Below are 24,511 nucleotides of genomic sequence, written 5' to 3'. Positions count from 1 at the left end.
CTTACTCGGCCGCCGGAAGCTTGAGTTCGGCGGCTTCGGCGCGTGACAGCTGCTCACCCTGCTTGCGTTGCAGCAGAATGTCGCGCGCTTTGGCATACATGTCGTCTTGCCAGAAAATCATGCATCCGTTGCAGCCTTTGCCACAGCAGCCCTCTGTGCCAGCGCGGTTGGTTTTGAACCGGCGGGTGTTGGTATCTGCTTCGATCGCCTCGACCAGCGCATCGCGGCGGCGTTTATAGGCTGTTTCGCCGACCGTGTCCTTGATTTCCATGGCTTGCGCCGTTTTGTCGAGCTGTAGTCGCTTCCACTGCTCTTCGGTCAGTGCACGTTCTTTTCGCAATACGGTATAGGGTGGGAAATTGCTGCGAAGGTCGTCGATATTTTCATGCTCAAACAGCGAAAACGGCAGGCGGATGATGGTTTTTGTTGACCCGTGCACAACCTCTTTGTGCTCGCCTGTGGCTGCGACCTCGTAATCATAGCCGCGCAACAGGATGGTATTGCGCGCAATCGGAGATACGATTTCGATCACATCGCCAGGCTCGAGCTTGTTTTTGACTTCGACATAGAACGCGTCGTCTTTGACGTCGGTTACATAGCCGGCGTATTCCCACTGGGCCAAGGCTTGGGTTTGCTCATAGCCATGTGCGAGATTGGTCAAGCGACCTTTGTGGAATGCAAGCGTATAGCCGCGGTTTCCAACGGTCTCGAGTTCGGCCATGTAGTTGCTGGCATCCCAATTGTCCGGATCTTCGTAATAGTCATCGATCGCCATGCGATACGCCCGCGCTACAACCGCAGCGTAATACTCGGACTTGCCGCGCCCCTCGACCTTGAGGGAATCAACGCCAATGCGCAGATAGTCGTCCAATTTGGGCATCAGACAGAGGTCTTTTGAGTTCAGGATATAGCTGCCGCGCTCGTCTTCCTGGATAGGCAGGAACTCTCCGGGGCGCACGCCTTCTTCCAATAGGAATTCGAACATGTCGAGATTGTCTTCGTCGATGTTGAGTTCCTGAATGGTGCCATCTTTCAGGCGCAGGTGGAATTTGTAATTCCAACGACATGAGTTGGCGCAATTGCCTTGGTTGGCACCGCGTTCGGCCATAAAGTTCGACAACAGGCAGCGCCCCGAATAGGTCATGCACATCGCGCCATGGATAAAGGCCTCGATTTTGATGTCGGGGCACATTTCGCGAATTTCTTCCATCTCCGGAAAAGACACTTCGCGGGCCATCACGACCAGTTCGGCACCTTGCTGTTCCCAGAATTGCACCGAAAGCCAAGACGCCACGTTTGCCTGTGTGCTGATGTGCAAAGGAAGCTCTGGCGCGCGTGTGCGCACATATTGAAACACCCCAGGGTCCGCAATGATCAACCCATCGGGTTTCACCGTGCGCACTGTGTCGATGTATTCATCAAGTTTGGGGATGTCTTTGTTATGTGAAAACAAGTTCAGCGTAAGATAGGCGCGACGTCCGTGTGCGTGACAAAAATTCACGCCCTCAATGACGTCATCGAGGGAAAACTCGGACTTGGTCCGAAGCGACATATCCGGCGTTCCCAGATATACGGCATCGGCACCATACAGGATGGCCATTTTTAGTTTACGTAGATTACCCGCAGGCATCAGCAGTTCGGATCGGTGTTGTGTCATTTCTCGCGCCTTCCATTCCGGAAGGCTGCTCCATACATCAAAATGATGCATACGCAAAGACACTGGATGAATTTGCCCCGCACGAGGCCATTCTGTCCGCCCGCAACGGGCAGGGTGGTCTGGACAGCCAAGCGGCCCAGACCGAAAAGTTTAGAGGCTTGCGTCGAGCGCAGCAATCACGGCATCGCCCATTTCTGTGGTTGACGCAGGTGTGCCACCGTCGGCTTGCATCAGATCCGCAGTGCGCACGCCGCTTGCCAGAACGCTTTCGACGGCTGCTTCAAGGCGATCGGCTTCTGCGCCCTGATCAAATGAATACCGCAGCGCCATGGCAAAGCTCAGAATACAGGCGCAAGGGTTGGCTTTGCCTTGGCCGGAAATATCTGGTGCAGAGCCGTGCACGGGTTCGTACATGGCTTTGGGCCGGCCGTTTTCCATCGGGGCGCCCAAGGATGCAGACGGCAACATGCCAAGCGATCCGGTCAGCATTGCGGCGCAATCAGACAGAAGGTCGCCGAACAGGTTGTCGGTCAAGATCACATCAAATTGTTTTGGAGCGCGCACCAACTGCATGGCGCCGTTGTCGGCATACATGTGGCTCAGCTCAATGTCGCTATAGTCTGCTGCGTGCACTTCGGTGACCACATCGCGCCAGAGAATGCCTGATTCCATGACGTTTGCTTTTTCCATCGAACACAGCTTGCCGCCACGTTTGCGGGCCAATTCAAAGGCTGCACGGGCAACGCGGTCAATTTCGCTCTCGGTATAGCGTTGTGTGTTGATCCCCACGCGCTCATTGTTCTCGGTAAAGATGCCGCGCGGTTCGCCAAAGTAAGACCCCGAGGTCAGTTCGCGCACGATCATGATGTCCAGACCGGCCACGATATCTTTTTTCAAAGACGAAAAATCGGCCAGCGCGTCAAAACACTGGGCTGGGCGCAGGTTGGCAAACAGGTCCATTTCTTTGCGCAGGCGCAACAGGCCGCGCTCGGGTTTGACCGAAAAATCAAGATCGTCATACGCAGGGCCGCCCACAGCCCCCAGCAGAACGGCGTCGACCTCTTGGGCTTTGGCCATTGTGTCATCGTGCAATGGCACACCATGCGCATCATATGCAGCCCCGCCCACAAGATCTTCGCTCACGTCAAAATTCAGGCCACGCTTATCGCCGTACCAAGCGATAATGCGTTGAACTTCGGTCATGACTTCGGGGCCGATGCCGTCACCGGCAAGAATGAGAAGCGAAGGATTGCTCATGGGTTTGTGTCCTTGATGAATATGCTTGCCGATGCCCTAGCGGGAAGGGGCGCAAAGATCAAGAAACGAAGGGCCGCAGACCCTGTTCCAAAAGCGCCCAGATGCGGGAAATACGCGGGGTATGGCGCATCGCCTGATGCGCAGTCAGCCAAACCGGCAAGGCGGGAATCGGCAAGTCTGTTAGGACGGGGAGCACTAGGGGGTCTTTATCTGCCGTTGCGCGCTGACAAAACCCGATGCCACATCCGGCCCTGACCAGTTGCCAATAGGCGCTCTGATTGTCGCAGCGAACCTTGAACCAGTCACGTGTTGCGGGCCACCCTGCATCCCGCATTGCACGGATGATGACGTCACTGCGATCATATCCCACCAGATCATGTTGCAAAAGGTCATCGGGGGTGCGCGGCGTTCCTGCGCGATCCAGATAAGATTTGGCGGCATACATCCCAAGCGGAATATCCCCAAGGTGGTGCGTAATCATATCAAGTTGTTGCGGGCGATACATGCGCACCGCGATATCGGCACGCCGAAACAACAGGTTTTCGGTTTCGTCAGAAGGATCAAGGTCAAGGGTGATCGCGGGCTCGGCCTTGCGAATATCAGACAAGATTTCGGGCATGACATGATGGGCCATGAAAACGCTGGTGGTGATGCGCACTTCGCCGTCCAGTTTTTTCTGCGCTCCGGCTGCTGTCATCGACAAGTCTTGCATGGCACGTTGCATGTTCCGAGCGGCAGGCAGCATGGCCTGCCCAAGGTCGGTCAGAGAAAAACCACGTGCGTGGCGATGAAAAAGCTCGACCTCCAACTCGGCCTCAAGTGTTTTGATATGGCGGCCCAAGGTTGGTTGGCTGGTGCCAAGGCGATGCGCCGCCTGTGACAAAGACCCTGTTTCGGCCACGGCGAGGAATGATTGAAGCAAAGTCCAGTTGGTGATGGTCGGCATATCCATTCAGTAATGAATACCATGTCTTCACATTTTGGCAATTTATAATTGATTATGAATGTTTATCTGTGATGTGAACTTCAATAACAGGAGACCCACATGACACAGTCTGTTCTTATTCTTGGCGCATCGGGACGTTTTGGGCGCAACGTTTCAGAGGCATTCCAACGCGCGGATTGGCATGTCCGTGAATTTGACCGTCAAAAGGATGATCTTTTGACAGCCGCCAAAGGTGTTGATGTCATCGTGGTGGGCTGGAATCCCGCCTATCCGGATTGGGCCGCGCAGCTGCCTGCGCTACATGACAGCGTGATCAAGGTGGCGCGAGACACGGGTGCAACGGTTGTGGTGCCAGGAAATGTATATGTCTATGGGCCTGACCAATCTCCGGTCTGGAGCGCATCGACCCCGCATTTGGCCCGAAATCCACTTGGACTGATCCGCATCGATATGGAGCGCGCGTATCGCGAAAGCGGTGTACGGACGATCTTGCTCCGCGCTGGTGATTTCATCGATACGCAAGCGTCAGGAAATTGGTTCGATATGATTATGACGCGCAAGATTGCCAGTGGCATACTCCGCTATCCGGGACGGACCGATGTGCCGCATGCATGGGCGTTTTTGCCCGATATGGCGCGTGCTGTGGTACAGCTGTCAGAAATGCGTCAGGGCCTGAATAACTTTGAAGAGGTTGCGTTCCCCGGATACACGTTGACGGGTCATGACATGTATCAGGCAATCAAAGACGTGGTCGACCGTCCTGTGGTGTGCAAGCCAGTCAATTGGTGGATGTTTCAAATTTTGGCACCGTTTTGGAAAATGGCGCGGTGTTTGCTGGAGATGCGATACCTTTGGGATACTCCGCATGAACTGAGCGGGGAGCGCTTCAACGTGTTGCTGCCAGATTTCGTGCCCACTCCGCTGCCCACCGCTTTGGTGCAGTCTTTGCCCAAGGATGTCGCTGGCGAGAACGCCTAATACTTGAGGTCAACCCAGACGAGCCGGTGTCGGCTGGCTGTTTGGATGGTGGCCAGCGACAGGGCAGCGTGTGTGTGTTGGCTGGGCCAAACAACACCGCTTGCCACCACGCGCAACGATCTTGCGGGCAGCACATAGTCCACACGCATATCGCCCGGAACGGGGTCGGTCCAATCCACGGTGTCTGTGCCATGCGCTTGTGTCTGTCGCATTGGGTCTTGTAACATCGGGTGGGTCAACAATGTGCGAATGGCGTGGTGTCGCCCTTGGCCCTTTGTTGAGTCAAGGTTTGCATTCCCCAAAATTACAAATGGTGTGTTGATCGGTCGGCCGATTTCTTGATCCATAAATTTGGCCCAAAACGTAATCTCGTCGGCATTGCGAAGCCCGTTTCGATCTTCGGGGCCGTCAAACACCGGGGGAGTCGCATCAAACGTCAACATGGATATCGGACCATGCGGAGTGTGGATCGGAACCACCCAATGTCCGGTGGATGACAGACGCTGCACGGCGTGCACTTCTTTTGATGGAAACGGCGCATTATTCACATAAGGCATTTGGGCGTTCGGAAGGTCTCTCCACAAGAGATCAGAGAAATCCTGAACAGAATGCTCATCAATTGGCCACCTCGACAGGATGGCCATGCCGCCCTGTCCCGAAAACCTTCCATATCCTTGGGCGTCCCTTGGTTCGCCTGTGATCCCGTTTCCATCCAGATCAAACGGTGTCATCAGACCCGCGTTGGGTCTGTGCGCGAACACATAAGAAAAGTGGTGCCCAGCGTTTGAAATCGCATCGCGAAGGGCCAGAAGCCCGAGCCGATCCATGTCCCAGTCGACGCCTTGAATGGCAATGATGTCTGGGGCGGTTTGGGCAATAATCGTGGCCACGGCATCGACCTGTGGGACGTTGCGGGAAATATCGCGCAGCATCAGGCCGGGCCCCTTGCGGGACAGCTCTGTATCGAAGGTTGCGACGCGGAGTGTGTCAGCCCAAGCGGGCCAAACCATAAAGATAAGGAGGCTGAGCGCTAAGACTAGGCGGCTTGCATCGCTTGCGACGCGGCATAGGCCCGACGACGGTTTTCGTCGATCATTTCTGCGACGCGCCCCATGGCCATGCCACGCATGATCAGGCTTGCGGGTATGAACGCCCATGCGCTTATCGTCCAGATCAGTGTCATCGGGTCATCCAGATAAATCGGATCCACCAGATCAGACATCATTTGAATAATTGCTGGGATCAAGAATGGCATCAAAAACCCTAACGCGATGTTAAGGCGTCCGTCACGTTGCAATCGGGGAAGCACATCGCCGCCTGCTGTCGGATCAAACAGAGGTAGGTTGATCCAGACGTTAAAGGCGCCGTTTCGGGCAGGCCACCCAAGAATGCGGACGTAAAAGAAAAATACCGCCAAGGTCATAAGTGACACAAGATACGACATGCCTGATGCGACCCGCACCGACATCACCAGTTCAGGCGTGGCGTTGTCCGGCAACATGATGACCATCAAACGCACCGGGGAATACGGAAAATCAATCGCGTCTCCGACCACAATGCCCAGTGTCGACAAAAAGCTGGTCAGCGCGTTTGGTTCGTACTGGCCGCGTCCAATGACAGACAGGATAAAGACAGTCAGAAAAATTGCGAGAAATCGTAGCCGGTTGAAAGGTGGGGCATATCGAAACTCGACAATGCTGGGGTACGTCGAGAAATATTCGATAAACACCAAACATGCAGCAAACAGTGAAAACAGGATCACAATATGGATCGCGTCTGTGCTGACATTTGGCAGCACCAATGCCGGAGTTGCCATCAGCAAAGCCCTCAATATCGCGCGAGTCACTGCACTCGTCAGTTTTCCGAACACTACCCAATTCCCTTCAACTTGGAGCGTCGCGATACGATGCCGCGATCTTTTTTCCAACTTGATCCCACCTGCTCTGGTGGGGTGCCTCATTCTTGCCTTAATCCTGCCTTGTTTGCGGCAAGGCCACAAGGTTTTGTTTGGCCAGCTCTGCAAAACGCCGTGAATGCCGGGGGAACTGGTGCGGGAATGCATCAAAATTTGCTGAGAAAAAGTGTTCTTTGCCAGCGGTCTACAAGATATTGGGGGCAATGGGCGTCAAGCTACTAGGGGCGTGTTGCTGTAGGGCGTGCCGACACACAGGACGGGACCACAAGAAAAACGGGCCACCCAAATAGGGCAGCCCGCACAGTTCAAGTTATGTGTTCGGCGTCAAACCCAAGGGCGTGCTGCGCCGGCTTTGGCTTCGAAAGCATCAATAGAGGCTTCTTTGGCCATCGTCAGGCCGATGTCATCCAGACCTTCGAGCAGGCAATGCTTCTTGAACGCATCGACTTCAAAGGAAATCACCTGACCGTCCGAGGTCGTGATCTCTTGGCTTTCAAGATCCACAGTCATGCGGGCGTTTTCGCCGCGTTCTGCGTCTTCCATCAGGATGTCGACCTGCTCTTGTGGCAGGACGATTGGCAGAATGCCGTTCTTGAAGCAGTTGTTAAAGAAGATGTCGGCAAACGATGTCGACACAACACATTTGATGCCAAAGTCAGCGATGGCCCAAGGTGCGTGCTCGCGGGACGAACCACAGCCAAAGTTGTCTCCCGCGACAAGAATTTCTGCCTTGCGGTACTGTGGCTTGTTCAGCACGAAATCTGCGATCTCGTTGCCTTGGCGGTCATACCGCATTTCATCAAACAAGTTCACGCCAAAGCCAGTGCGCTGAATGGACTTCAGGAACACTTTGGGGATGATCATGTCAGTGTCGATGTTCACCAGCGGCATTGGGGCCGCTACACCTTGGAGTTTTTGAAACTTTTCCATTTTGTAGGGTCCTTAGATCAAGTCACGGATGTCAGTGAGTTTGCCAGTCAGCGCAGCAGCCGCGGCCATGGCAGGGGACACAAGGTGCGTACGCCCCTTATAGCCCTGACGACCTTCAAAGTTGCGGTTCGACGTTGCAGCGCAACGCTCGCCTTCGGACAACTGATCGGGGTTCATCGCCAAACACATGGAACATCCTGCCAGACGCCATTCGAAGCCGGCCTCTTTAAAGATATCGGCCAGACCTTCTTCTTCGGCTTGGGCACGAACAAGGCCCGATCCGGGAACGATCATCGCACGCATACCGTCTTTGATTTTCTTGCCTTTGACCACTTCGGCCACAGCGCGGAAATCTTCGATACGACCGTTTGTGCACGATCCAATGAATACGGTATCGATTTCGATGTCTGTCAGTTTTTGACCGGGTGTCAGGCCCATATATTCGATGGAACGGCGGGCGGCTTCGACCTTACCACCTTCGAAATCTTCGGGGCTTGGTACGACGCCGGTGATTGGCAGAACATCCTCGGGTGAGGTGCCCCAAGTCACAACGGGCTGGATGTCTTCGCCTTTCAGAGTGACAACTTTGTCGAAATGCGCGCCTTCGTCAGTAAAGAGCGTCTTCCAATAGTCCAGAGCCTGCTCGAATTGGCCAGCCTTTGGCGCATGCGGGCGACCCTTGACGTATTCAAAGGTTGTTTCATCCGGTGCGATCAAGCCAGCGCGGGCGCCGCCTTCGATGGCCATGTTGCAGACAGTCATACGACCTTCCATCGACAGATCGCGGATCGCTTCACCGCAATATTCGATGACATAGCCAGTACCGCCACCGGTGCCAGTTTCACCGATTACGGCCAAGGTGATGTCTTTGGCGGTCACACCTGGCATCAGTTTGCCGGTGATTTCGACCTTCATGTTTTTGGATTTTTTCTGGATCAGCGTTTGCGTTGCCAGAACGTGCTCGACCTCGGATGTGCCGATGCCGTGGGCCAACGCACCAAACGCGCCGTGGGTGGCTGTGTGGCTGTCGCCGCACACAACGGTCATACCTGGAAGGGTCCAGCCTTGCTCGGGGCCAACGATGTGCACGATGCCCTGACGGACATCAGTCACAGGATAATAGTGCACGCCAAATTCTTTGGCATTGGTGTCCAGCGCCTGCACCTGAATGCGGCTTTCTTCTGTCATCTGCGCTGGGTCTTCACGACCCGCAGTTGTCGGCACGTTGTGATCTGGCACAGCGATGGTTTTCTCTGGTGCGCGCACCTTGCGGCCTGCCATGCGCAGACCTTCAAACGCCTGCGGCGAGGTCACTTCGTGGACCAGGTGGCGGTCGATATAGAGCAAGGTTGTGCCGTCTTCGGCTTCGTGGGCGACGTGGGCATCCCAGATTTTGTCATAGAGCGTTTTGGGGGACATGGGTCCTCTCCGATCTGTTTTGAATTGGCGAATAGGCTGCAAAACGGGCGCGCGGTTCAGCGCACCGGACGCTTATAGAGCGGCGATGACGGATTTGGACTGACCAAAAAAGCGCCAAGGCAAAAATGCGCGATCAGCAATGTCATAGATACGTTTCATGCGCTTGCCATACACGGCGAATCGACTTCCATCAAGCTCCGTTGACTAAAGTCTGGCAAAGAACACGATACTCATGCCCAGCCCAATCACGATAATCACAGCTCTGATGATGGATTTCGGCAACCTTTTGGCCAGTCTTGCGCCTGCAAACCCGCCTGCAATGGCCGCGCCGCCCATAAGAATGGCATGATACCAAACCACCACGCCTGCGATCACAAATGTGGTGACTGAAACTGCCGAGATCACAAAGGACAAAGCGTTCTTAAGTCCATTCATTTGGTTCATGTCGTGCATGCTCCAGAGCGCAAACAACGCCAACAGAACAATCCCCAACCCGCCATTGAAGTACCCGCCATAGATCGAAACCCCAAGAAGCCCGAGCGTGCCATAAGGGGTGGCCGTGAATTGTGCACGCCGCATCCAAGATTGTATTTGAGATTGGAACGCAAAGGCAGCAGTTGCCGCGAGCAGGAGAAATGGCACCAGCACCGAGAACACGTCGTTTGATGATACCAGCAACAGTAGACCGCCAATCAGCCCGCCGAACAAGGATACTGCGCTGGCTCGGATCAATTTCGCACGCGGTAGGTCCGATATTTCCTTCTTAAAGCCCATGGCAGCGGACAAATATCCGGGAAACACCGCGACCGCACTCGTTGCGTTTGCGGCCACGGGGGGGATCCCGATAAAGACTAATGCTGGAAAAGTTAAAAACGTGCCGCCGCCGGCAAGCGCATTCACCACGCCAGCCCCAAATCCGGCTGTTAAAATCAAAAGAATTTCAATCATTCCCGAGTGGTAGGCGGGATCAAACGCATGTGCAAGGTTATTGCCCAGCAGCCATCCCACGTGCATGATGGATATATGGCAGATGAAAAAACCGCAGACCAAGTAACGGAAACCAGTTTGGAACAGGTGGCCGAAGCTGCGGCCGCGCTTGATGATGCTGACGTCCAAGAGATCGCGTTGGGGGTGTGGGGGCAGGTTGTCTATTTCCTAGAGGGCTTGGTGCGGCCGTGGAATGCTTATCAAGTCGCCATTGCATTGGGGTTACTGGCACTGGCACTTTTGCTCGCGCGCGTTGTGAAACCCAAGTTGTACGAGTGGATGCGCGAGCGGGAAGATTGGCCCAAATGGCGATATCGTTATTTGGTCACGCTGCACCGTCGGCTGGCGCTCGTGTTTTTTGTTGGATTGTTGTGGGTAACCGTTTGGATCATGCGCGAAGCCACATGGCCGAGCCGATCCTATTTGTTGGCGATCCTGTCCAATCTTGCGACGGCCTGGCTTATTGTGGTGGTCGTGGTGCGCGTCGTCCAGAATGCGTTCTTGAGAGCGGTTCTGCGATATGGCGCGTGGATTTGGGTGACGGTTTCCATCTTAGGGCTGTCAGAAGAAGCCATGCAGTTGATGGATCATGTGGCCATAGATTTGGGGGACACCCGAATTTCAATGTGGATCGTGGCGCAGGCTGTGTTGCTCATTGGGATGACCATTGCGGTGGTCCGGTTTCTCTCGCGACAATCTGCGGCGACGATCCGCAGCAACCAAGACATTTCTCCGTCGATGCAGGTGCTGTTTGTCAAATTCTTGCAAGTCGTCCTGTATGGGGTCGGGTTCGTTGTGGGGATGCGCATTCTGGGGTTTGACCTGCGTGGGTTGGCCTTTATGTCGGGCTTTATCGGGGTCGGGCTTGGCTTTGGTTTACAAAAGGTCGTTTCCAACCTTGTGTCGGGAATTATCATTTTGTTGGATAAATCTATCAAGCCGGGTGATGTCATTTCGCTGGGCGAGACGTTTGGCTGGATCAACTCACTGGGGGCCCGATATGTGTCCGTGGTCACGCGTGACGGCAAAGAATTCCTGATCCCGAACGAAGATTTGATTACAGGTCAGGTGGTGAACTGGTCGCATTCCAACGCGTTTGTCCGGTTGGATATCTATTTTGGCACCGCCTATGGCGACGACCCTCATAAAGTGCGCGAGATTGCAATTGCGGCGGCGACAAGCGTTCCTCGGGTGCTTGAACATCCCAAGACGCCTGTGTGCCACATCGTGGGGTTCGGGGACTCGTCTGTGGATTATATCCTAAGGTTTTGGATACAGGACCCGACCGGTGGACTGACTAACATCCGTGGAAACGTGTATCTAGCGTTGTGGGATGCATTTAAGTCCCACAATATCAACCTGCCATTTCCGCAACGCGAGGTCCGTATGTTGCCTGAGGACGGTGTGCCTGATCACGGTCAGGTGTTGCGAAACGACTCGGATTAGATGAAGTGCGCTCCACACGCACGCAGGTAGACTGATCCGTCGCATTTTGTGCGCTACACCGGTTTGTCAGGCGGGGTGCGGTGCCAAAACGGCGCCATGGTATGAAAAATACCGTGGTTTCCAAAGAAAAACACCGAAAAGACTTGTGACCAAATTCAGAATGCGCGAAAGGCAACGCTGCGTTGTTGCTGTGGCTTGATCACAACATCCTTTCTGGGTGTTATTGAGAAATTGCCTCTTCGATGCTATCTTAAGTGTATGTCCGGCGTCGGGGCTTTGCGGCGCGTTACAAGGAGGGCAGGTCTCTGTCTCTGAATACTGACGTGGCACAGGCTGCTGCAGGTGATCCCGAAGGCACCGGGACACAGAATGGCGTGACAAGTGAGCAATTGCTTGCACAGATTTTGGCATCTCTAGAAGACGACAAAGCTGAGGATATCGTACAGATTGATCTGCGCGGTAAGTCTGCGATTGGCGATTATATGGTGATCTGTTCGGGTCGCTCGACACGTCAGGTTGCAGCGCTGGCTGAAAAGCTGGTCGAACGTCTCAAGCAAAACTGCGATCGGTTGTCAAAAATCGAGGGCAAAGATACCGGCGATTGGGTTCTGATTGATACCGGAGATGTGATTGTACACGTCTTCCGTCCCGAAGTTCGGGAATTCTATCAGCTGGAAAAAATGTGGATGGCAGGCAGCCCCGAGTAAGGGGTGCTTGCAGCACGTAAAAAGTAGGTCGTCATCATGCCTTTACGCGTTCATATCTGCGCGGTGGGTCGGCTTCGCGCTGGGCCAGAGCGCATGTTGTTGGATGACTATCTGACGCGGTTTGACCGTTCGGGACGCGCGCTTGGGCTTGGTCCCGTGAAACTTCACGAAGTCGAAGACAAGAAAAATGGCGGTATGTCCACCGAGGCGACATTGCTGTCGGGGGTGATCCCCAAGGGTGCAGTTGTGTGCGCGCTTGATGAGCGGGGCAAGGTCATGGCGTCGCCCGAGTTCGCACATATGGTAGCGGGCTGGCGCGACGAAGGCAGAAGCGATCTTGCGTTCGTCATTGGAGGGGCTGACGGCATTGACCCAAGCTTGCGCGCGCGCGCCGATGCCAAGCTTTCGTTTGGGAAAATGGTTTGGCCACATATGCTTGCCCGCGTGATGCTCAGCGAACAATTGTACCGTGCAGCCTCAATTCTGGCGGGTGCCCCGTATCATCGTGTGTGACGATCCATCAAACCGCCAATGTTGCGGTTTGCTATCCGGCGCCAAATCCGTCTGATGTGTCCATAAGAACGGTTCTTGATTGCGAAGCGAATTCACGCCGCCATAGCACAAACAGCGTTGTCAATGTCGCGAGGACCAGTGCGTAGGGGCCAAACAGCCACGCAGCTGCGGCGAGACTAAAGTAAACCGACCGCATACCCCGGTTAAAGCTGCGCGCAGCGGTGATGTTGATTTCCGCAGCCTTTGCCGCGCGTGGACCCGCGTGCGGGTCGTTGCTGTCATTGGGGACCGCTGACATCACCACCGAGCAATAGCCAAACAGGCGATGTGCCCAGACGAATTTTAGAAATGCGTTCGACACAAACAGCAGCATTGTCAGCAATTTGATTTCAAGAACAAACGGGTCTGCGCGAACCATTGTAAGTTCGCTGGCGACGCCCGCGAGCTGATCGGTATTTCCGATAAGAGCCAGGCCGCCACCAATCGCAATCATCGTTGCAGAAGCAAAAAACGCTGTTCCTTGGCGCAGGTTTGACAATATTTGTGCGTCAAACACGCGCGGGTTTCGGTCAACAAAATGGACCAGCCACGCGCGTCTATATTTGATCATCAGCGTCGAGACCGAAGGATGTTTCGCCGGAGGGTTTTCAATGACATAGCCGATGCTACCCCAGCAAAAAAACAAAATTACGGCCGCAATAAAATCAGTCGTTGAGAACAGGGATAGTCGGTCAATCCAGAGCATACCCAAGTGTAATGCGGAAAGAAGGGACTTGCTAGATCAATAAATTGGTTATAATTATTTACCAATAATAGCTCGGAGATCGCCATGGATATGCCCTCGCCAGATCAAACGGTACTTGCCAAAAAGGCTCACATCGTCGCCCGCTTGCGGGCTGTGTTGCCTTTGGATGCGGTGATCGAAGACGAAATAGAGACGCGCGCGTACGAATGCGACGCGCTGACGGCGTACCGGTGTCCTCCGCTCGCTGCCGTGTTGCCGTCATCGACGGCAGAGGTCGCGGCTGTTCTGAAAATCTGTCACGAGGAAAATGTGCCTGTGGTCCCCAGAGGCGCAGGGACATCTTTGGCTGGAGGGGCACTTCCAACGGCGGACTCGGTCATACTGGGCGTGGCGCGCATGAATGACGTGCTGGAAACCGATTACGAGAACCGGCTTGTAAGGGTGCAAACCGGCCGCACGAACCTAAGTGTGTCAGGTGCAGTTGAGGAAAATGACTTCTTCTATGCGCCTGACCCCTCAAGCCAGTTGGCATGTGCGATTGCTGGCAACATTGCGATGAATTCCGGCGGGGCGCATTGCCTGAAATACGGTGTGACAACCAATAACCTGCTGGGTGTCACCATGGTGATGATGGATGGCGAGATTGTCGAAATCGGTGGTGGCCATCTTGATGCTGGCGGGCTTGATCTGTTGGGGGTGATTTGTGGATCAGAAGGGCAGTTAGGTGTTGTTACCGAAGCAACCCTGCGGATTTTGCGCAAACCCGAAGGTGCGCGGCCGGTTTTGATTGGATTTGATGATAACCAAGTCGCAGGCACCTGTGTGAGCGACATCATCAAAGCGGGTATTTTACCTGTGGCCATCGAGTTTATGGACAGGCCTTGTATTCGCGCCACCGAAGCTTTTGCTGGTGCAGGATATCCTGATTGCGAAGCCTTGCTGATTATCGAAGTCGAAGGCAGCGAACAGGAAATTGAGGTCCAGCTTGATCGTATCGTCGCGATTGCACGTCGTCATAATCCTGTGGAAATCAGGGAAAGCGGATCAGCCGAAGAAAGTGCCAAAATCTGGCTTGGGCGCAAATCTGCTTTTGGCGCAATGGGGCAAATCAACGACTATATGTGCTTGGATGGCACCATTCCGGTGTCGCAACTGCCATATGTGCTGCGCCGTATTTCCGAGATGTCCAAAGAATACGGTTTGGATGTCGGAAATGTGTTTCATGCGGGCGATGGCAACATGCACCCCCTGATCTTGTTTGATGCCAATAAACCCGGTGATCTGGAGTTGTGCGAAGACTTTGGCGCCGACATCTTGCGGCTTTGTGTCGAGGTGGGGGGGTGTCTCACGGGCGAGCACGGCGTTGGAATTGAAAAACGCGATCTGATGCTGGATCAATATGCGCCGGAGGATCTTGAGATCCAGATGGCGGTCAAAGACGTGTTTGACCCAAAGTGGTTGCTGAACCCTGCCAAAGTATTCCCGCTGGCCGCAAGCCATGCGCGGCGCAGTGTGTCGCACTAGGGTAAACCAATGGCTGTGACTGTGCGCAGAGCGTTGTTGTCGCCCTCAGAGAATTCGGAATGATGAAGATGTTGAAACCAGAAAACGAAGCGGCCTTGGCTGAGATGATCGCAACCGGCACGGGACCCTTGCGTATCGTCGGTGGAGGGACACGTGACATTGGTGCCTTGGTTCAGGGGGATGTGTTGTCCATGGCCGAGGTGTCGGGCATTACGCTCTATGAACCGGGTGCTCTGACGCTTGTTGCAAGAGCAGGTACGCCCGTGGCGGACATCGAAGCCGCGTTGGCGTCTGAAGGACAGCGGTTGGCGTTCGAGCCGATGGATCACCGCGGATTGCTTGGCACACAAGGGACACCCACAATTGGGGGTATCGTGGCCGCAAATGTGTCCGGACCGCGCAGGATTCAGGTCGGGGCGTGTCGAGATTCCTTGCTTGGTGTCCGGTTTGTGGACGGTATTGGCCGCGTTCTCAAGAATGGCGGGCGCGTGATGAAAAATGTCACGGGGTATGATTTGGTCAAGCTCATGGCCGGATCATGGGGCACGCTCGGGGTTCTGAGTGAGGTTTCTCTTAAGGTACAAGCGATGCCGGAAACCGAGGCGACTTTGGTATGTGAGGGCAAGACAGAGCAAGATGGCGTTGCCGCACTTTGCGCTGCTCTGGGCACACCGTTTGATGTTGCAGGAGCTGCACATCTTGATGCGGCTGCAACGGGTGGCATGTCACGCACACAAGTGCGGCTCGAGGGGCTTGAAGCCTCTGTTGCCTATCGCATGGATCGTTTGCGCCAAGGGCTGTTGGCAGGTTTTGATGTGGTCCAAGGGGCGCAAAGTGCGTTGCTTTGGGACGAGGTGCGCAATGTCACCCCGTTTGCGGACCAAACAGGCGCGGTTTGGCGGATTTCTAGCAAACCAACCGATGGGCCGCTGATCACCGCGGCACTCAAAGCCTCAGGGCTGGCGCATCGGGCGATCTATGATTGGGGGGGCGGTCTTGTGTGGGTCTTGGTGACACAGGATGACACAGCAGGTGCCGCGCCTATTCGACAGCAGGTCGCCAAGTTTGGCGGGCATGCCACGCTTGTCCGCGCCAGTCAGGTACAGCGTGCACAGCTTGATGTGTTCCAGAAAGAGCCGACACCAATCGCAGCGATTACCACATCGTTGCGTGCACAATTTGACTCTCACGGGCGTCTTAATCCGGGGTTGATGGGGGAATAATCATGCAGACGATGTTTACAGATGCGCAACTGAAAGATCCGGGAATTCAGCGGGCCAATGAAATCCTAAGGTCCTGCGTACACTGCGGATTTTGTACCGCGACTTGCCCGACATATCAGGTGCTTGGCGATGAACTCGACAGCCCGCGTGGGCGTATCTATCAGATCAAGGATATGCTGGAAAACGAACGGGTTCCGGATGCGAAAACGGTTAAGCACATCGATCGCTGCCTGAGCTGCCTTGCCTGCATGAGTACCTGCCCGTCCGGGGTGCATTACATGCATCTGGTGGATCATGCGCGGGACTATATTGAACAAAACTATACGCGATCCTTTTCCGACCGAGCCTTGCGGTGGCTTTTGGCGCGCATATTGCCGTATCCGAAACGGTTTCGTTTGGCATTGCTTGGGGCAAAGATTGGTCGCCCGTTTGCGTTTTTGATGCCGGATGCACGCCTTAAGGCGATGCTGGAGATGGCACCCAAACATATCCCACCAGTCAGTCGAAATGATGACCCTCAAAGCTTTGAACCACAGGTTGAACCGCGCAAGATGCGGGTGGCCTTGATGACCGGTTGCGCGCAAAAGGCGCTGAACACGGACATCAATGATGCAACCATTCGATTATTGACCCGCTTGGGCTGCGAGGTTGTGGTCGCCAAAGGTGCTGGATGCTGTGGGGCCTTAACGCACCACATGGGCAAAACCGACGAAAGCCACGCAATCGCGGCCAAGAACATTGAGGCATGGTGTGCCGAAATAGATACCAAAGGCCTGGATGCGATTGTCATCAATACCTCTGGTTGTGGCACCACCGTCAAAGATTACGGGTATATGTTCCGAAACGGGCCGCTGGCCGAGGATGCCGCGCGGGTCAGTGCGATTGCCAAAGATGTTTCCGAAGTCCTTGTGGATTTGGATATGCCGGAAAGCACACCGAGAGAAACGGTTGTGGCCTATCACGCGGCATGTTCGCTTCAGCATGGCCAACAGATCAAAACCTTTCCCAAGGATTTGCTGAGAAAGGCGGGGTTTCGCATCGTTGAGCCCGCGGATAGCCATCTGTGCTGTGGCTCTGCGGGAACGTACAATCTGATGCAGCCAGAAATTTCTGGGCAACTGAAACAGCGCAAAGTGCGGACTTTGGAGGCAAAAAATCCGGACATTATTGCGGCGGGTAATATTGGATGCATGATGCAAATTGGGTCGGGGACCGACGTGCCAATCGTGCACACGGTTGAATTGCTGGACTGGGCCACCGGTGGCCCCAAACCACCTGCATTGAGCATGCCCAAGTCGCGATCTGCCGAGGTGCCGATCCTGAGATAGAAGGAGAAGGCTCCCGCCACGTGCAAGGTATCTAAAGATATCCCGCGCCGTGTTGGGCCAAGCCGGACGCCAAAGCGCCCGGCTGTTTCACGATCCTGCCCAAATTTTGCCTTGTGTCACAAATAGGATGGTCCTCGATAAGGTAAGGACCTCTGATGTTTCGCAACTTGATGTATTTGTTGGCCGGTGTGGTGTGCGCGCTTTTGGTGTCTGAGCCTCTGAGTGCACAGCAAAGTGCACTGCAGCGCTTGGATACCGCGGATGACAGTCGGGGGTGGGACGCAGTTGGCCGTCTCAATATCGGAACGTCGGGGTTTTGCACGGGGGCGCTGATTGCGCCAGATCTTGTGTTAACAGCGGCGCATTGCCTTTTCGACAAGACGAGCAAAACCCGTGTAGCGCCCTCGGACATTGAATTTAGAGCGGGATGGCGCAACGGACGTGCATCGGCATATCGCACAATTCGTAGAGCTATTGTTCACCCAGACTACAACTATCGCAGCCGCAATGGGGCGCAGCGCATTGCGAATGATGTCGCGCTGCTAGAGCTTCATCATCCGATCCGGAACACCACTGTGGTTCCATTCGCCACACAGTCGCAACTGCAGTCTGGGGATGCCGTCGGCGTCGTTTCTTATGCGCAAGACCGCGCAGAGGCACCATCACTGCAAGAGCTTTGCAAGGTGTTGGGGGTGCAAGAGGGTGTCTATGTGATGTCATGTGATGTGAATTTTGGCAGCAGCGGGGCCCCGGTATTTACGTTTCGCAATGGCGGCGTAGCAGTTGTTTCGGTGGTATCGGCCATGGCAAACATGGACGGGCGGCCCGTCGCGCTCGGCATGCAGCTGGAGAAACCTTTGGATGACTTGCGTCATGCGATCTCCGCTCCGCGGATTCTGACATCCGATATGCGTCTTGGCAAAGGCGGCGGACGCGTTGGGGCCGGTGCAAAGTTCGTAAAACCCTGATGTCGTCTTTTGGGTGTTGACCCACGTGTTCGTGAAGACCTTGACACCCGAAAAATCATCACCATCTCGAGTGTGCAGGGCGCCGAATGTCGGGCTCTGTGTCGTGCCTTGCCCATTGGGAAGGCGTTTCTATTTGTTGTCGCTCATGATGGAGGATAACCCATGCGCAGCTTTGATTTTGCACCCCTATACCGTTCTTCGGTAGGATTTGACCAACTTGCAAACGTGATGGATCGCGTTTTGTCCAGCGAAGGTGGTCAAGCCAGCTACCCCCCATATAATATTGAAAAAACCGCCGACGATGCCTATCGTATTTCCATTGCCGTTGCTGGATTTTCGGCGGAGGATCTTAGCATCGAAGTGCGTGAAAACGCGCTTGTTGTGACCGCGCGGAAAGCCGATGAGGTCGAGGAAAAGGTCTTTTTGCATCGCGGTATTGCAACACGCGCCTTTGAACGTCGGTTCCATTTGGCAGACCATGTCCGCGTGACCCATGCCAGCCATGTTGATGGCATGCTGCACGTTGATCTTCAGCGTGAAATCCCAGAAGCTCTCAAGCCTCGGCGCATCGAAATTGCGCGGGCTGGTGAAGTCGACAAAGATGTCGTTGATGCCAAAGCAGTGAACTAGGATTTACGATCATAACCCAAGACGCCGATGCCCTGACCCAAAAGGTCGGGGCATTTTGCATTTGAGGATATCAACGCGCCATTAAGTATTATGCTCCAATATATCGCTTGTCCTTAGGCGAACGGCTCGGACAGAGATTAGTATGGGATGGAGCGCCAGATGGACCAAGAGGCAAAGCGGTTGATACAGGAGAACTTTTCAAAAAGGTTTGCGTGTAAAAGCCAGATATCGGCACGGTTTTACGATCATCTTTTCGAGCTGATGCCGGACGCCAAAAATCTGTTCACAAATGACGCGGTGGTCCAGAAAGAGATGTTTGCGACGATGCTGGCAACAGTTGTCCGCAGTCTTGATAAGCCCGAGTTGTTCAAATCCGTGGGGCAAAAAATGGCAGAGAGTCATGCGCGTTATGGCGTCGATACGCGTGGCTATGGCCTAGCCTCCACAGCCTTGGAAAATGCGCTTTGCGATGTGGTCGGGGACGATATCTCACCAGAAGAACTCGCAGCATGGAAAGGAGCCATCGACCGATTGACCAGTCTGATGGCTCCTCCCAAATCCGAAGATACTTAGACGGACATGCAGATGTATTTCATCTCGAGGTAATCCTCGATGCCGTGATGGCTGCCTTCGCGGCCCAGACCCGATTGTTTCACGCCGCCAAAGGGGGCGACCTCTGTCGAGATGATGCCAGTGTTGACGCCAACGATTCCGTATTCCAGCGCTTCTGCGACCTTGTATACACGGCTCAGGTCCTTGGCGTAAAAATACGATGCCAATCCAAAAATCGTGTCATTGGCCATAGCGATCACGTCGTCTTCGTCTTCAAATTTGAAGAGTGGGGCGAGTGGACCAAAGGTTTCATCTTTGGCAAAGGCCATGTCCGGCGTGGCACCCGTCACAATGGTGGGCTCAAAGAAGGTGCCGCCAAGAGTAGACGCTGCGCCGCCCAGGATAACTTCGCCGCCTTTGGAGGTGGCATCCGCAATATGCTCTTCGACCTTTTCTACGGCTTCCTGATTAATGAGGGGGCCAAACATGATGCCATCGGCAAGCCCGTCGCCAACGGGCATTTTTTCGACGGCGCTCTTAAGTTTTTCGGCAAAAGCCTCATAGACGCCAGATTGGACATAGATGCGGTTTGCACACACACAGGTTTGGCCGTTGTTGCGGAATTTGCACAAAATGGCGCCTTCTACTGCGGCATCCAGATCAGCGTCATCAAACACAATGAACGGCGCGTTTCCGCCAAGCTCCATCGAGCACTTCATGACGCTGTCCGCAGCTTGACGCAGCAGGATGCGGCCAACTTCGGTTGAACCGGTGAACGTAAGTTTGCGCACAGCGTCATTTTCGCAAAACTCTTTGCCGATCTCGCTGGCACGGGAGGACGGAACAATGTTCAATACGCCCGCAGGGATGCCAGCGCGGTCGGCAAGAACACCAAGAACAATGGCCGACAATGGCGTTTCCGCAGCAGGTCGTGCCACAAAAGCACACCCGGCGGCCAGAGCTGGTCCTGCCTTGCGGGTGATCATTGCATTGGGAAAGTTCCACGGTGTGATCGACGCGGCAACACCAATGGGTTGCTTGATGACCGTAATTCTCTTGTCGCGTTGGTGGCCGGGGATGGTTTCGCCATAAATGCGTTTGGCTTCTTCGGCGAAAAATTCGACAAACGATGCACCATAGGCAATCTCACCTTTGGATTCAGCCAAGGGCTTGCCCATTTCGGCCGTCAGAATTGTGGCCAGATCGTCTTGATGCGCCATCATGAGATCGTACCATTTGCGCAATACTGCGGCGCGTTCTTTTCCTGTCCATTTTGCCCATTCTTTCTGGGCAGTATTGGCTTGTGCAATGGCCCCGGCGACTTGCGCCCGGCTTACGTCCGCGACTTTTGCAACGATGTCACCGCGTGCAGGGTTGGTCACATCAAATGTGCCCTCGCCGTCGACCCATTGCCCACCGATGTATGCACGTGTTTCAAGCAGTGTCGGATCTTTGAGAAGCGACTTTAGGTCGGTGATAGCGTCAAGCATTGTGGCCTCCTGATGATAGCAGTTTTAGAACGACAAACATGTGCAAAGACGTTTGTCCAGACATCATCATAGGTCCAGATTATTTTTTTGATCAAATTATTTCTGGATGCCTGAAAGATTTGACAGGCATCCAGATATGAGGCGGTTGGCCCTTAGCTGCTCGCGGCTTCCAACTTGTCTTGGGTTTTTGTGTCAAAATCGCTGGCGTCGTGGCGTTCACGCAACTGGGTTTCCAGCTCGCCAAATGCACGATTAACCATTCGGCCACGGCTCACTGCCGGGCGCGCGTCAATAACTTTGGCCCAACGTTGAAGGTGCTTGTAGCTCTCTACGTCCAAAAATTCTGCGGCGCTGTACAAACGTCCAAGCACCAACTGGCCATACCATGCCCAGATTGCCATATCTGCGATGGTGTACTCTTCGCCCGAAATATACGTATTCTCGGCCAACTGACGGTCCAGAACATCAAGCTGTCGTTTGGTTTCCATGGCAAACCGATCAATGGGGTATTCCCATTTTTCTGGTGCATAGGAATAGAAGTGGCCAAAGCCGCCGCCCAGATACGGCGCGCTTCCCATCTGCCAAAATAGCCAAGACAACATTTCGGGACGTTTGGCAGGGTCCGAGGGAAGGAATGCGTCAAATTTTTCGGCCAGATGAAGCAGAATCGCGCCCGACTCAAAAATACGCGTCGGCGGCGTGGTGGAATGGTCCATCAGGGCCGGGATTTTTGAGTTTGGATTAACGGACACAAACCCGCTGCTGAACTGGTCACCTTCGCCAATATTGATAAGCCACGCGTCATATTCGGCCCCAGAATGCCCCGCGGCGAGGAGCTCTTCGAGCATGACCGTGACCTTCACGCCATTTGGTGTCGCAAGAGAATAGAGTTGAAACGGGTGATCGCCAACCGCGAGATCTTTGTCATGCGTGGCCCCGGCAATGGGACGGTTGATGCTGGCGAATTCGCCGCCGTTTCCTTGGTTCCAAGTCCAGACCTTTGGAGGAGTGTATGTATCAGTCATGAGCGCGCCCTGTGTTTTGCATTTAAAATAACCTAGGTGCTTTTGGGGATAATTGCAGCGGGTGACGTCAAAAAGATGGTCAACAAAATGTGTTGCGGGATGTGTGTAGTGGGCCAGCACGGAAAAAGTGGGTGGAAACATCACGTGCCAAAGTGAGAAAAACCCCCGCAGCGAGGCTACGGGGGTTGTTCATTCTTTGTGTCCAAGCTGGAGTAGAAGGGCTCTTAGAGCATTCCTTCGCGCTGGAGCTTCTTACGCGCCAATTTACGGGCACGGCGGATCGCTTCAGCTTTCTCGCGCGCTTTTTTCTCAGACGGCTTTTCGAAATGTTGCTTAAGCTTCATTTCACGAAAAACGCCTTCACGCTGTAGCTTTTTCTTCAGGGCACGAAGCGCCTGATCGACATTGTTGTCACGAACACTAACCTGCATGTGGTTTTCACCACCTTTCTAGTTTGAAGTTGCAAGGATTTGCAGGAGTCCGCCGTATAGCAAAGCCCGGTTTGTTTGTCTAGTATGTGACCCAACAGTGGAGAGTCGCATGCACAATATCCCCGAACGTGATTTGAAATCCCAATTGCTAGACGCCGCATTGGGCCACGTGGCCTTTGATGGGTGGTCTGCGGCGACATTTGACGCCGCAGTCGCCGATTGTGAATTGGATGCCGCGTTGGCCAATTTGATTTGCCCTCGGGGCGCGTTGGACTTAGCCGTCGCATACCACAAACGTGGTGATCAGCTGATGCAGGCGAAATTGCACGACGCTGAGCTATCCGAAATGCGGTTTCGCGATCGAATCGCGGCTGCAGTGCGGTTCCGGCTAGAGGTGTCTGATGACAAAGAGGCCGTGCGACGCGGATCGACGTTGTTTGCATTGCCGCAACATGCCGCTTTGGGAGCGCAGTTGATTTGGGATACATGCGATGCCATCTGGACGGCGCTTGGGGATACTTCAGAGGATGTGAATTGGTATACCAAACGGGCGACGCTGTCAGGCGTATATGGCACAACGGTGTTATATTGGCTTGGGGATGACAGTGACGGTCACGAGGCCACGTGGGCCTTTTTGGATCGCAGAATTGACAATGTCATGCAGTTTGAAAAGGCCAAGGCCCAGTTCAAGGCCAGTCCGATGAGCAAAGCTCTTGCAGGGCCTTTGTCGGTGCTGGGGCGTTTGCGCGCGCCAAAACCCAAAATGGATATGCCTGGACACACAACCAAAGGGTAAGAGATATGATATCCTGCGCGTTACGATGATCGCGCAGGACGGTTTTCGTCTTAGGCCACTTTCAGAACGATTTTGCCGATATGCCCACTGGCCTCCATACGAGTATGGGCTGAGGCAACGTTTTCAAGCGAAAACTCGCTATCCATGACGGGTGCAATCTGTCCTGCATCCAACAACGGCCAGACCTTTTCGCGCAGCTCGGTGGCGATGCGCGCTTTGGCAAGGTCGCTTTGCGGGCGCAATGTCGATCCGGTGACCAGCAAGCGGCGCGCCATGATTTGGGCAAAGTTAAGCTCGACTTTTGGCCCAGACAGGAACGCGATTTGAACCAGCCGCCCATCGTTGGCGAGCGTTTTTACATTGCGGGGAATATAGTCGCCACCAACCATATCCAAAATAAGATTCGCACCGCCTTCTGCACGGACAACATCCACAAAATCTTCTTCTCGATAATTGATGGCGCGCTCTGCCCCCAAAGCAAGGCAAGCTGCGCATTTCTCGGCAGATCCTGCGGTTGTGAACACGCGTGCCCCAAATGCATTGGCCAGTTGAATGGCTGTTGTGCCGATGCCGCTTGATCCCCCGTGCACCAAGAACCGCTCGCCAGCTTTCAGCCCACCACGCATGAACACATTGCTCCAGACCGTGAAAAAAGTTTCTGGCAGACAAGCGGCTTCCTTCAGGCCCAATCCGGATGGGATGGGCAGGCAATGTGCCGCGGGTGTCAGGACGTACTCGGCATACCCTCCGCCGGGCAACAGCGCACACACGTGATCCCCTTCGACCCAGTCATGAACGTCGGGGCCGACAGCGACGATTTCACCAGAGGCTTCTAGCCCCGGTAGATCGCTGGCAGTGGGCGGGGGGGCATATGCGCCTGCGCGCTGCAGCGCGTCGGGGCGGTTTACGCCTGCATATGCGACCTTGATAACAACCTCGCCGGGGCCGGGTTGTGGAATAGGGCGGTGTGTCAGTTGCAAGACTTCGGGTCCGCCGGGCTGGGTGATTTCCATTGCGCGCATCGCTTGCGTCATCTGCTGTTCC

At 54.5% G+C, this 24,511-nt stretch carries 24 protein-coding genes; 11 read left to right on the top strand and 13 right to left on the bottom strand.

Going from position 1 to position 24,511, the window contains the following annotated elements:
- Position 1: 1 nt before the first annotated feature.
- The 3 genes from FAP39_RS08350 to FAP39_RS08340 all read right to left on the bottom strand — a co-directional run bounded on the left by FAP39_RS08350 (position 2) and on the right by FAP39_RS08340 (position 3,866).
- A complete protein-coding gene (locus FAP39_RS08350) occupies positions 2-1,657 on the bottom strand; it encodes a U32 family peptidase (protein WP_138015943.1) in 1,656 nt (551 codons plus the stop codon).
- Positions 1,658-1,807: 150 nt separating this feature from the next.
- Positions 1,808-2,914 (bottom strand): 3-isopropylmalate dehydrogenase, encoded by a 1,107-nt coding sequence (gene leuB / locus FAP39_RS08345; protein WP_138015942.1) that lies wholly within the window; start codon positions 2,912-2,914, stop codon positions 1,808-1,810.
- A 58-nt stretch (positions 2,915-2,972) separates the two neighbouring features.
- Positions 2,973-3,866 carry a LysR family transcriptional regulator gene (locus FAP39_RS08340; RefSeq protein WP_138015941.1) on the bottom strand — a complete coding sequence of 298 codons (894 nt, stop codon included), beginning with the start codon at positions 3,864-3,866 and terminating at the stop codon, positions 2,973-2,975.
- 93 nt (positions 3,867-3,959) lie between these two features.
- On the opposite strand from FAP39_RS08340, the gene FAP39_RS08335 reads away from it, so the two are divergent.
- On the top strand, positions 3,960-4,838 hold the full coding sequence (locus FAP39_RS08335) for a Rossmann-fold NAD(P)-binding domain-containing protein (RefSeq protein ID WP_138015940.1): 879 nt from the start codon (positions 3,960-3,962) through the stop codon (positions 4,836-4,838).
- Here FAP39_RS08335 and FAP39_RS08330 read toward each other — a convergent pair.
- The 5 genes from FAP39_RS08330 to FAP39_RS08310 form a co-directional block, all read right to left on the bottom strand.
- On the bottom strand, positions 4,835-5,770 hold the full coding sequence (locus FAP39_RS08330) for an endonuclease/exonuclease/phosphatase family protein (RefSeq protein WP_246059020.1): 936 nt from the start codon (positions 5,768-5,770) through the stop codon (positions 4,835-4,837). The genes FAP39_RS08335 and FAP39_RS08330 overlap by 4 nt on opposite strands.
- Positions 5,771-5,874: 104 nt before the next feature.
- The gene (locus tag FAP39_RS08325; RefSeq protein WP_246059018.1) at positions 5,875-6,654 is read right to left on the bottom strand and encodes a hypothetical protein; all 780 of its coding nucleotides are present in this window, start codon (positions 6,652-6,654) and stop codon (positions 5,875-5,877) included.
- Between the two features lie 423 nt (positions 6,655-7,077).
- Positions 7,078-7,683: a 3-isopropylmalate dehydratase small subunit gene (gene leuD / locus FAP39_RS08320; RefSeq protein ID WP_138015937.1), complete on the bottom strand. Its 606-nt coding sequence runs from the start codon at positions 7,681-7,683 to the stop codon at positions 7,078-7,080.
- Positions 7,684-7,695: 12 nt separating this feature from the next.
- Entirely contained in the window at positions 7,696-9,102 is a 1,407-nt protein-coding gene (gene leuC / locus FAP39_RS08315; protein WP_138015936.1) for a 3-isopropylmalate dehydratase large subunit, read from the bottom strand.
- 204 nt (positions 9,103-9,306) lie between these two features.
- A complete protein-coding gene (locus FAP39_RS08310; protein WP_138015935.1) occupies positions 9,307-10,050 on the bottom strand; it encodes a sulfite exporter TauE/SafE family protein in 744 nt (247 codons plus the stop codon).
- A gap of 27 nt (positions 10,051-10,077) precedes the next feature.
- Here FAP39_RS08310 and FAP39_RS08305 point away from each other — a divergent pair, with 27 nt between their 5' ends.
- From FAP39_RS08305 to rlmH, 3 genes are all read left to right on the top strand, one after another.
- Positions 10,078-11,535, top strand: coding sequence for a mechanosensitive ion channel family protein (locus FAP39_RS08305; RefSeq protein ID WP_246059016.1), 1,458 nt, complete (start codon positions 10,078-10,080; stop codon positions 11,533-11,535).
- Between the two features lie 323 nt (positions 11,536-11,858).
- Entirely contained in the window at positions 11,859-12,242 is a 384-nt protein-coding gene (gene rsfS / locus FAP39_RS08300) for a ribosome silencing factor (RefSeq protein ID WP_138015934.1), read from the top strand.
- Between the two features lie 36 nt (positions 12,243-12,278).
- Complete coding sequence (gene rlmH, locus FAP39_RS08295) at positions 12,279-12,755, top strand: 23S rRNA (pseudouridine(1915)-N(3))-methyltransferase RlmH (protein WP_138015933.1); 477 nt, start codon at positions 12,279-12,281, stop codon at positions 12,753-12,755.
- A gap of 31 nt (positions 12,756-12,786) precedes the next feature.
- Here the strand turns inward: rlmH and FAP39_RS08290 are convergent, their stop codons facing one another.
- Positions 12,787-13,500: a DUF599 domain-containing protein gene (locus FAP39_RS08290; protein ID WP_138015932.1), complete on the bottom strand. Its 714-nt coding sequence runs from the start codon at positions 13,498-13,500 to the stop codon at positions 12,787-12,789.
- An 84-nt stretch (positions 13,501-13,584) separates the two neighbouring features.
- Between FAP39_RS08290 and FAP39_RS08285 the strand changes: the two genes are divergently transcribed.
- From FAP39_RS08285 to FAP39_RS08260, 6 genes are all read left to right on the top strand, one after another.
- Positions 13,585-15,024, top strand: a complete 1,440-nt coding sequence (locus tag FAP39_RS08285; protein WP_138015931.1) for an FAD-linked oxidase C-terminal domain-containing protein — start codon at positions 13,585-13,587, stop codon at positions 15,022-15,024.
- A gap of 68 nt (positions 15,025-15,092) precedes the next feature.
- Positions 15,093-16,247 (top strand): FAD-binding protein, encoded by a 1,155-nt coding sequence (locus FAP39_RS08280; RefSeq protein WP_246059022.1) that lies wholly within the window; start codon positions 15,093-15,095, stop codon positions 16,245-16,247.
- A 2-nt stretch (positions 16,248-16,249) separates the two neighbouring features.
- Positions 16,250-17,575 (top strand): glycolate oxidase subunit GlcF, encoded by a 1,326-nt coding sequence (glcF, locus tag FAP39_RS08275; RefSeq protein ID WP_138015930.1) that lies wholly within the window; start codon positions 16,250-16,252, stop codon positions 17,573-17,575.
- A 155-nt stretch (positions 17,576-17,730) separates the two neighbouring features.
- Complete coding sequence (locus FAP39_RS08270; protein WP_138015929.1) at positions 17,731-18,543, top strand: trypsin-like serine peptidase; 813 nt, start codon at positions 17,731-17,733, stop codon at positions 18,541-18,543.
- Between the two features lie 162 nt (positions 18,544-18,705).
- Complete coding sequence (locus FAP39_RS08265) at positions 18,706-19,173, top strand: Hsp20 family protein (protein WP_138015928.1); 468 nt, start codon at positions 18,706-18,708, stop codon at positions 19,171-19,173.
- Between the two features lie 159 nt (positions 19,174-19,332).
- The gene (locus tag FAP39_RS08260) at positions 19,333-19,746 is read left to right on the top strand and encodes a globin domain-containing protein (RefSeq protein ID WP_171006807.1); all 414 of its coding nucleotides are present in this window, start codon (positions 19,333-19,335) and stop codon (positions 19,744-19,746) included.
- Here FAP39_RS08260 and FAP39_RS08255 read toward each other — a convergent pair.
- The 3 genes from FAP39_RS08255 to rpsU form a co-directional block, all read right to left on the bottom strand.
- Positions 19,743-21,215, bottom strand: coding sequence for an NAD-dependent succinate-semialdehyde dehydrogenase (locus FAP39_RS08255; RefSeq protein WP_138015926.1), 1,473 nt, complete (start codon positions 21,213-21,215; stop codon positions 19,743-19,745). The two genes, FAP39_RS08260 and FAP39_RS08255, sit on opposite strands and share 4 nt — an antisense overlap.
- Positions 21,216-21,367: 152 nt before the next feature.
- A complete protein-coding gene (yghU, locus tag FAP39_RS08250; protein WP_138015925.1) occupies positions 21,368-22,240 on the bottom strand; it encodes a glutathione-dependent disulfide-bond oxidoreductase in 873 nt (290 codons plus the stop codon).
- A 224-nt stretch (positions 22,241-22,464) separates the two neighbouring features.
- Positions 22,465-22,671, bottom strand: a complete 207-nt coding sequence (gene rpsU, locus FAP39_RS08245; RefSeq protein WP_085306716.1) for a 30S ribosomal protein S21 — start codon at positions 22,669-22,671, stop codon at positions 22,465-22,467.
- Positions 22,672-22,780: 109 nt separating this feature from the next.
- Here rpsU and FAP39_RS08240 point away from each other — a divergent pair, with 109 nt between their 5' ends.
- Positions 22,781-23,467, top strand: a complete 687-nt coding sequence (locus tag FAP39_RS08240) for a COQ9 family protein (RefSeq protein ID WP_138015924.1) — start codon at positions 22,781-22,783, stop codon at positions 23,465-23,467.
- 50 nt (positions 23,468-23,517) lie between these two features.
- Here the strand turns inward: FAP39_RS08240 and FAP39_RS08235 are convergent, their stop codons facing one another.
- Positions 23,518-24,501: an NAD(P)H-quinone oxidoreductase gene (locus FAP39_RS08235; protein ID WP_138015923.1), complete on the bottom strand. Its 984-nt coding sequence runs from the start codon at positions 24,499-24,501 to the stop codon at positions 23,518-23,520.
- Positions 24,502-24,511: the final 10 nt, after the last annotated feature.

The sequence above is a fragment of the Shimia litoralis genome (assembly GCF_005518135.1).
GTDB classification, from domain to species: domain Bacteria; phylum Pseudomonadota; class Alphaproteobacteria; order Rhodobacterales; family Rhodobacteraceae; genus Shimia_E; species Shimia_E litoralis.
This window is presented reverse-complemented; position numbering and strand designations above follow the sequence as displayed.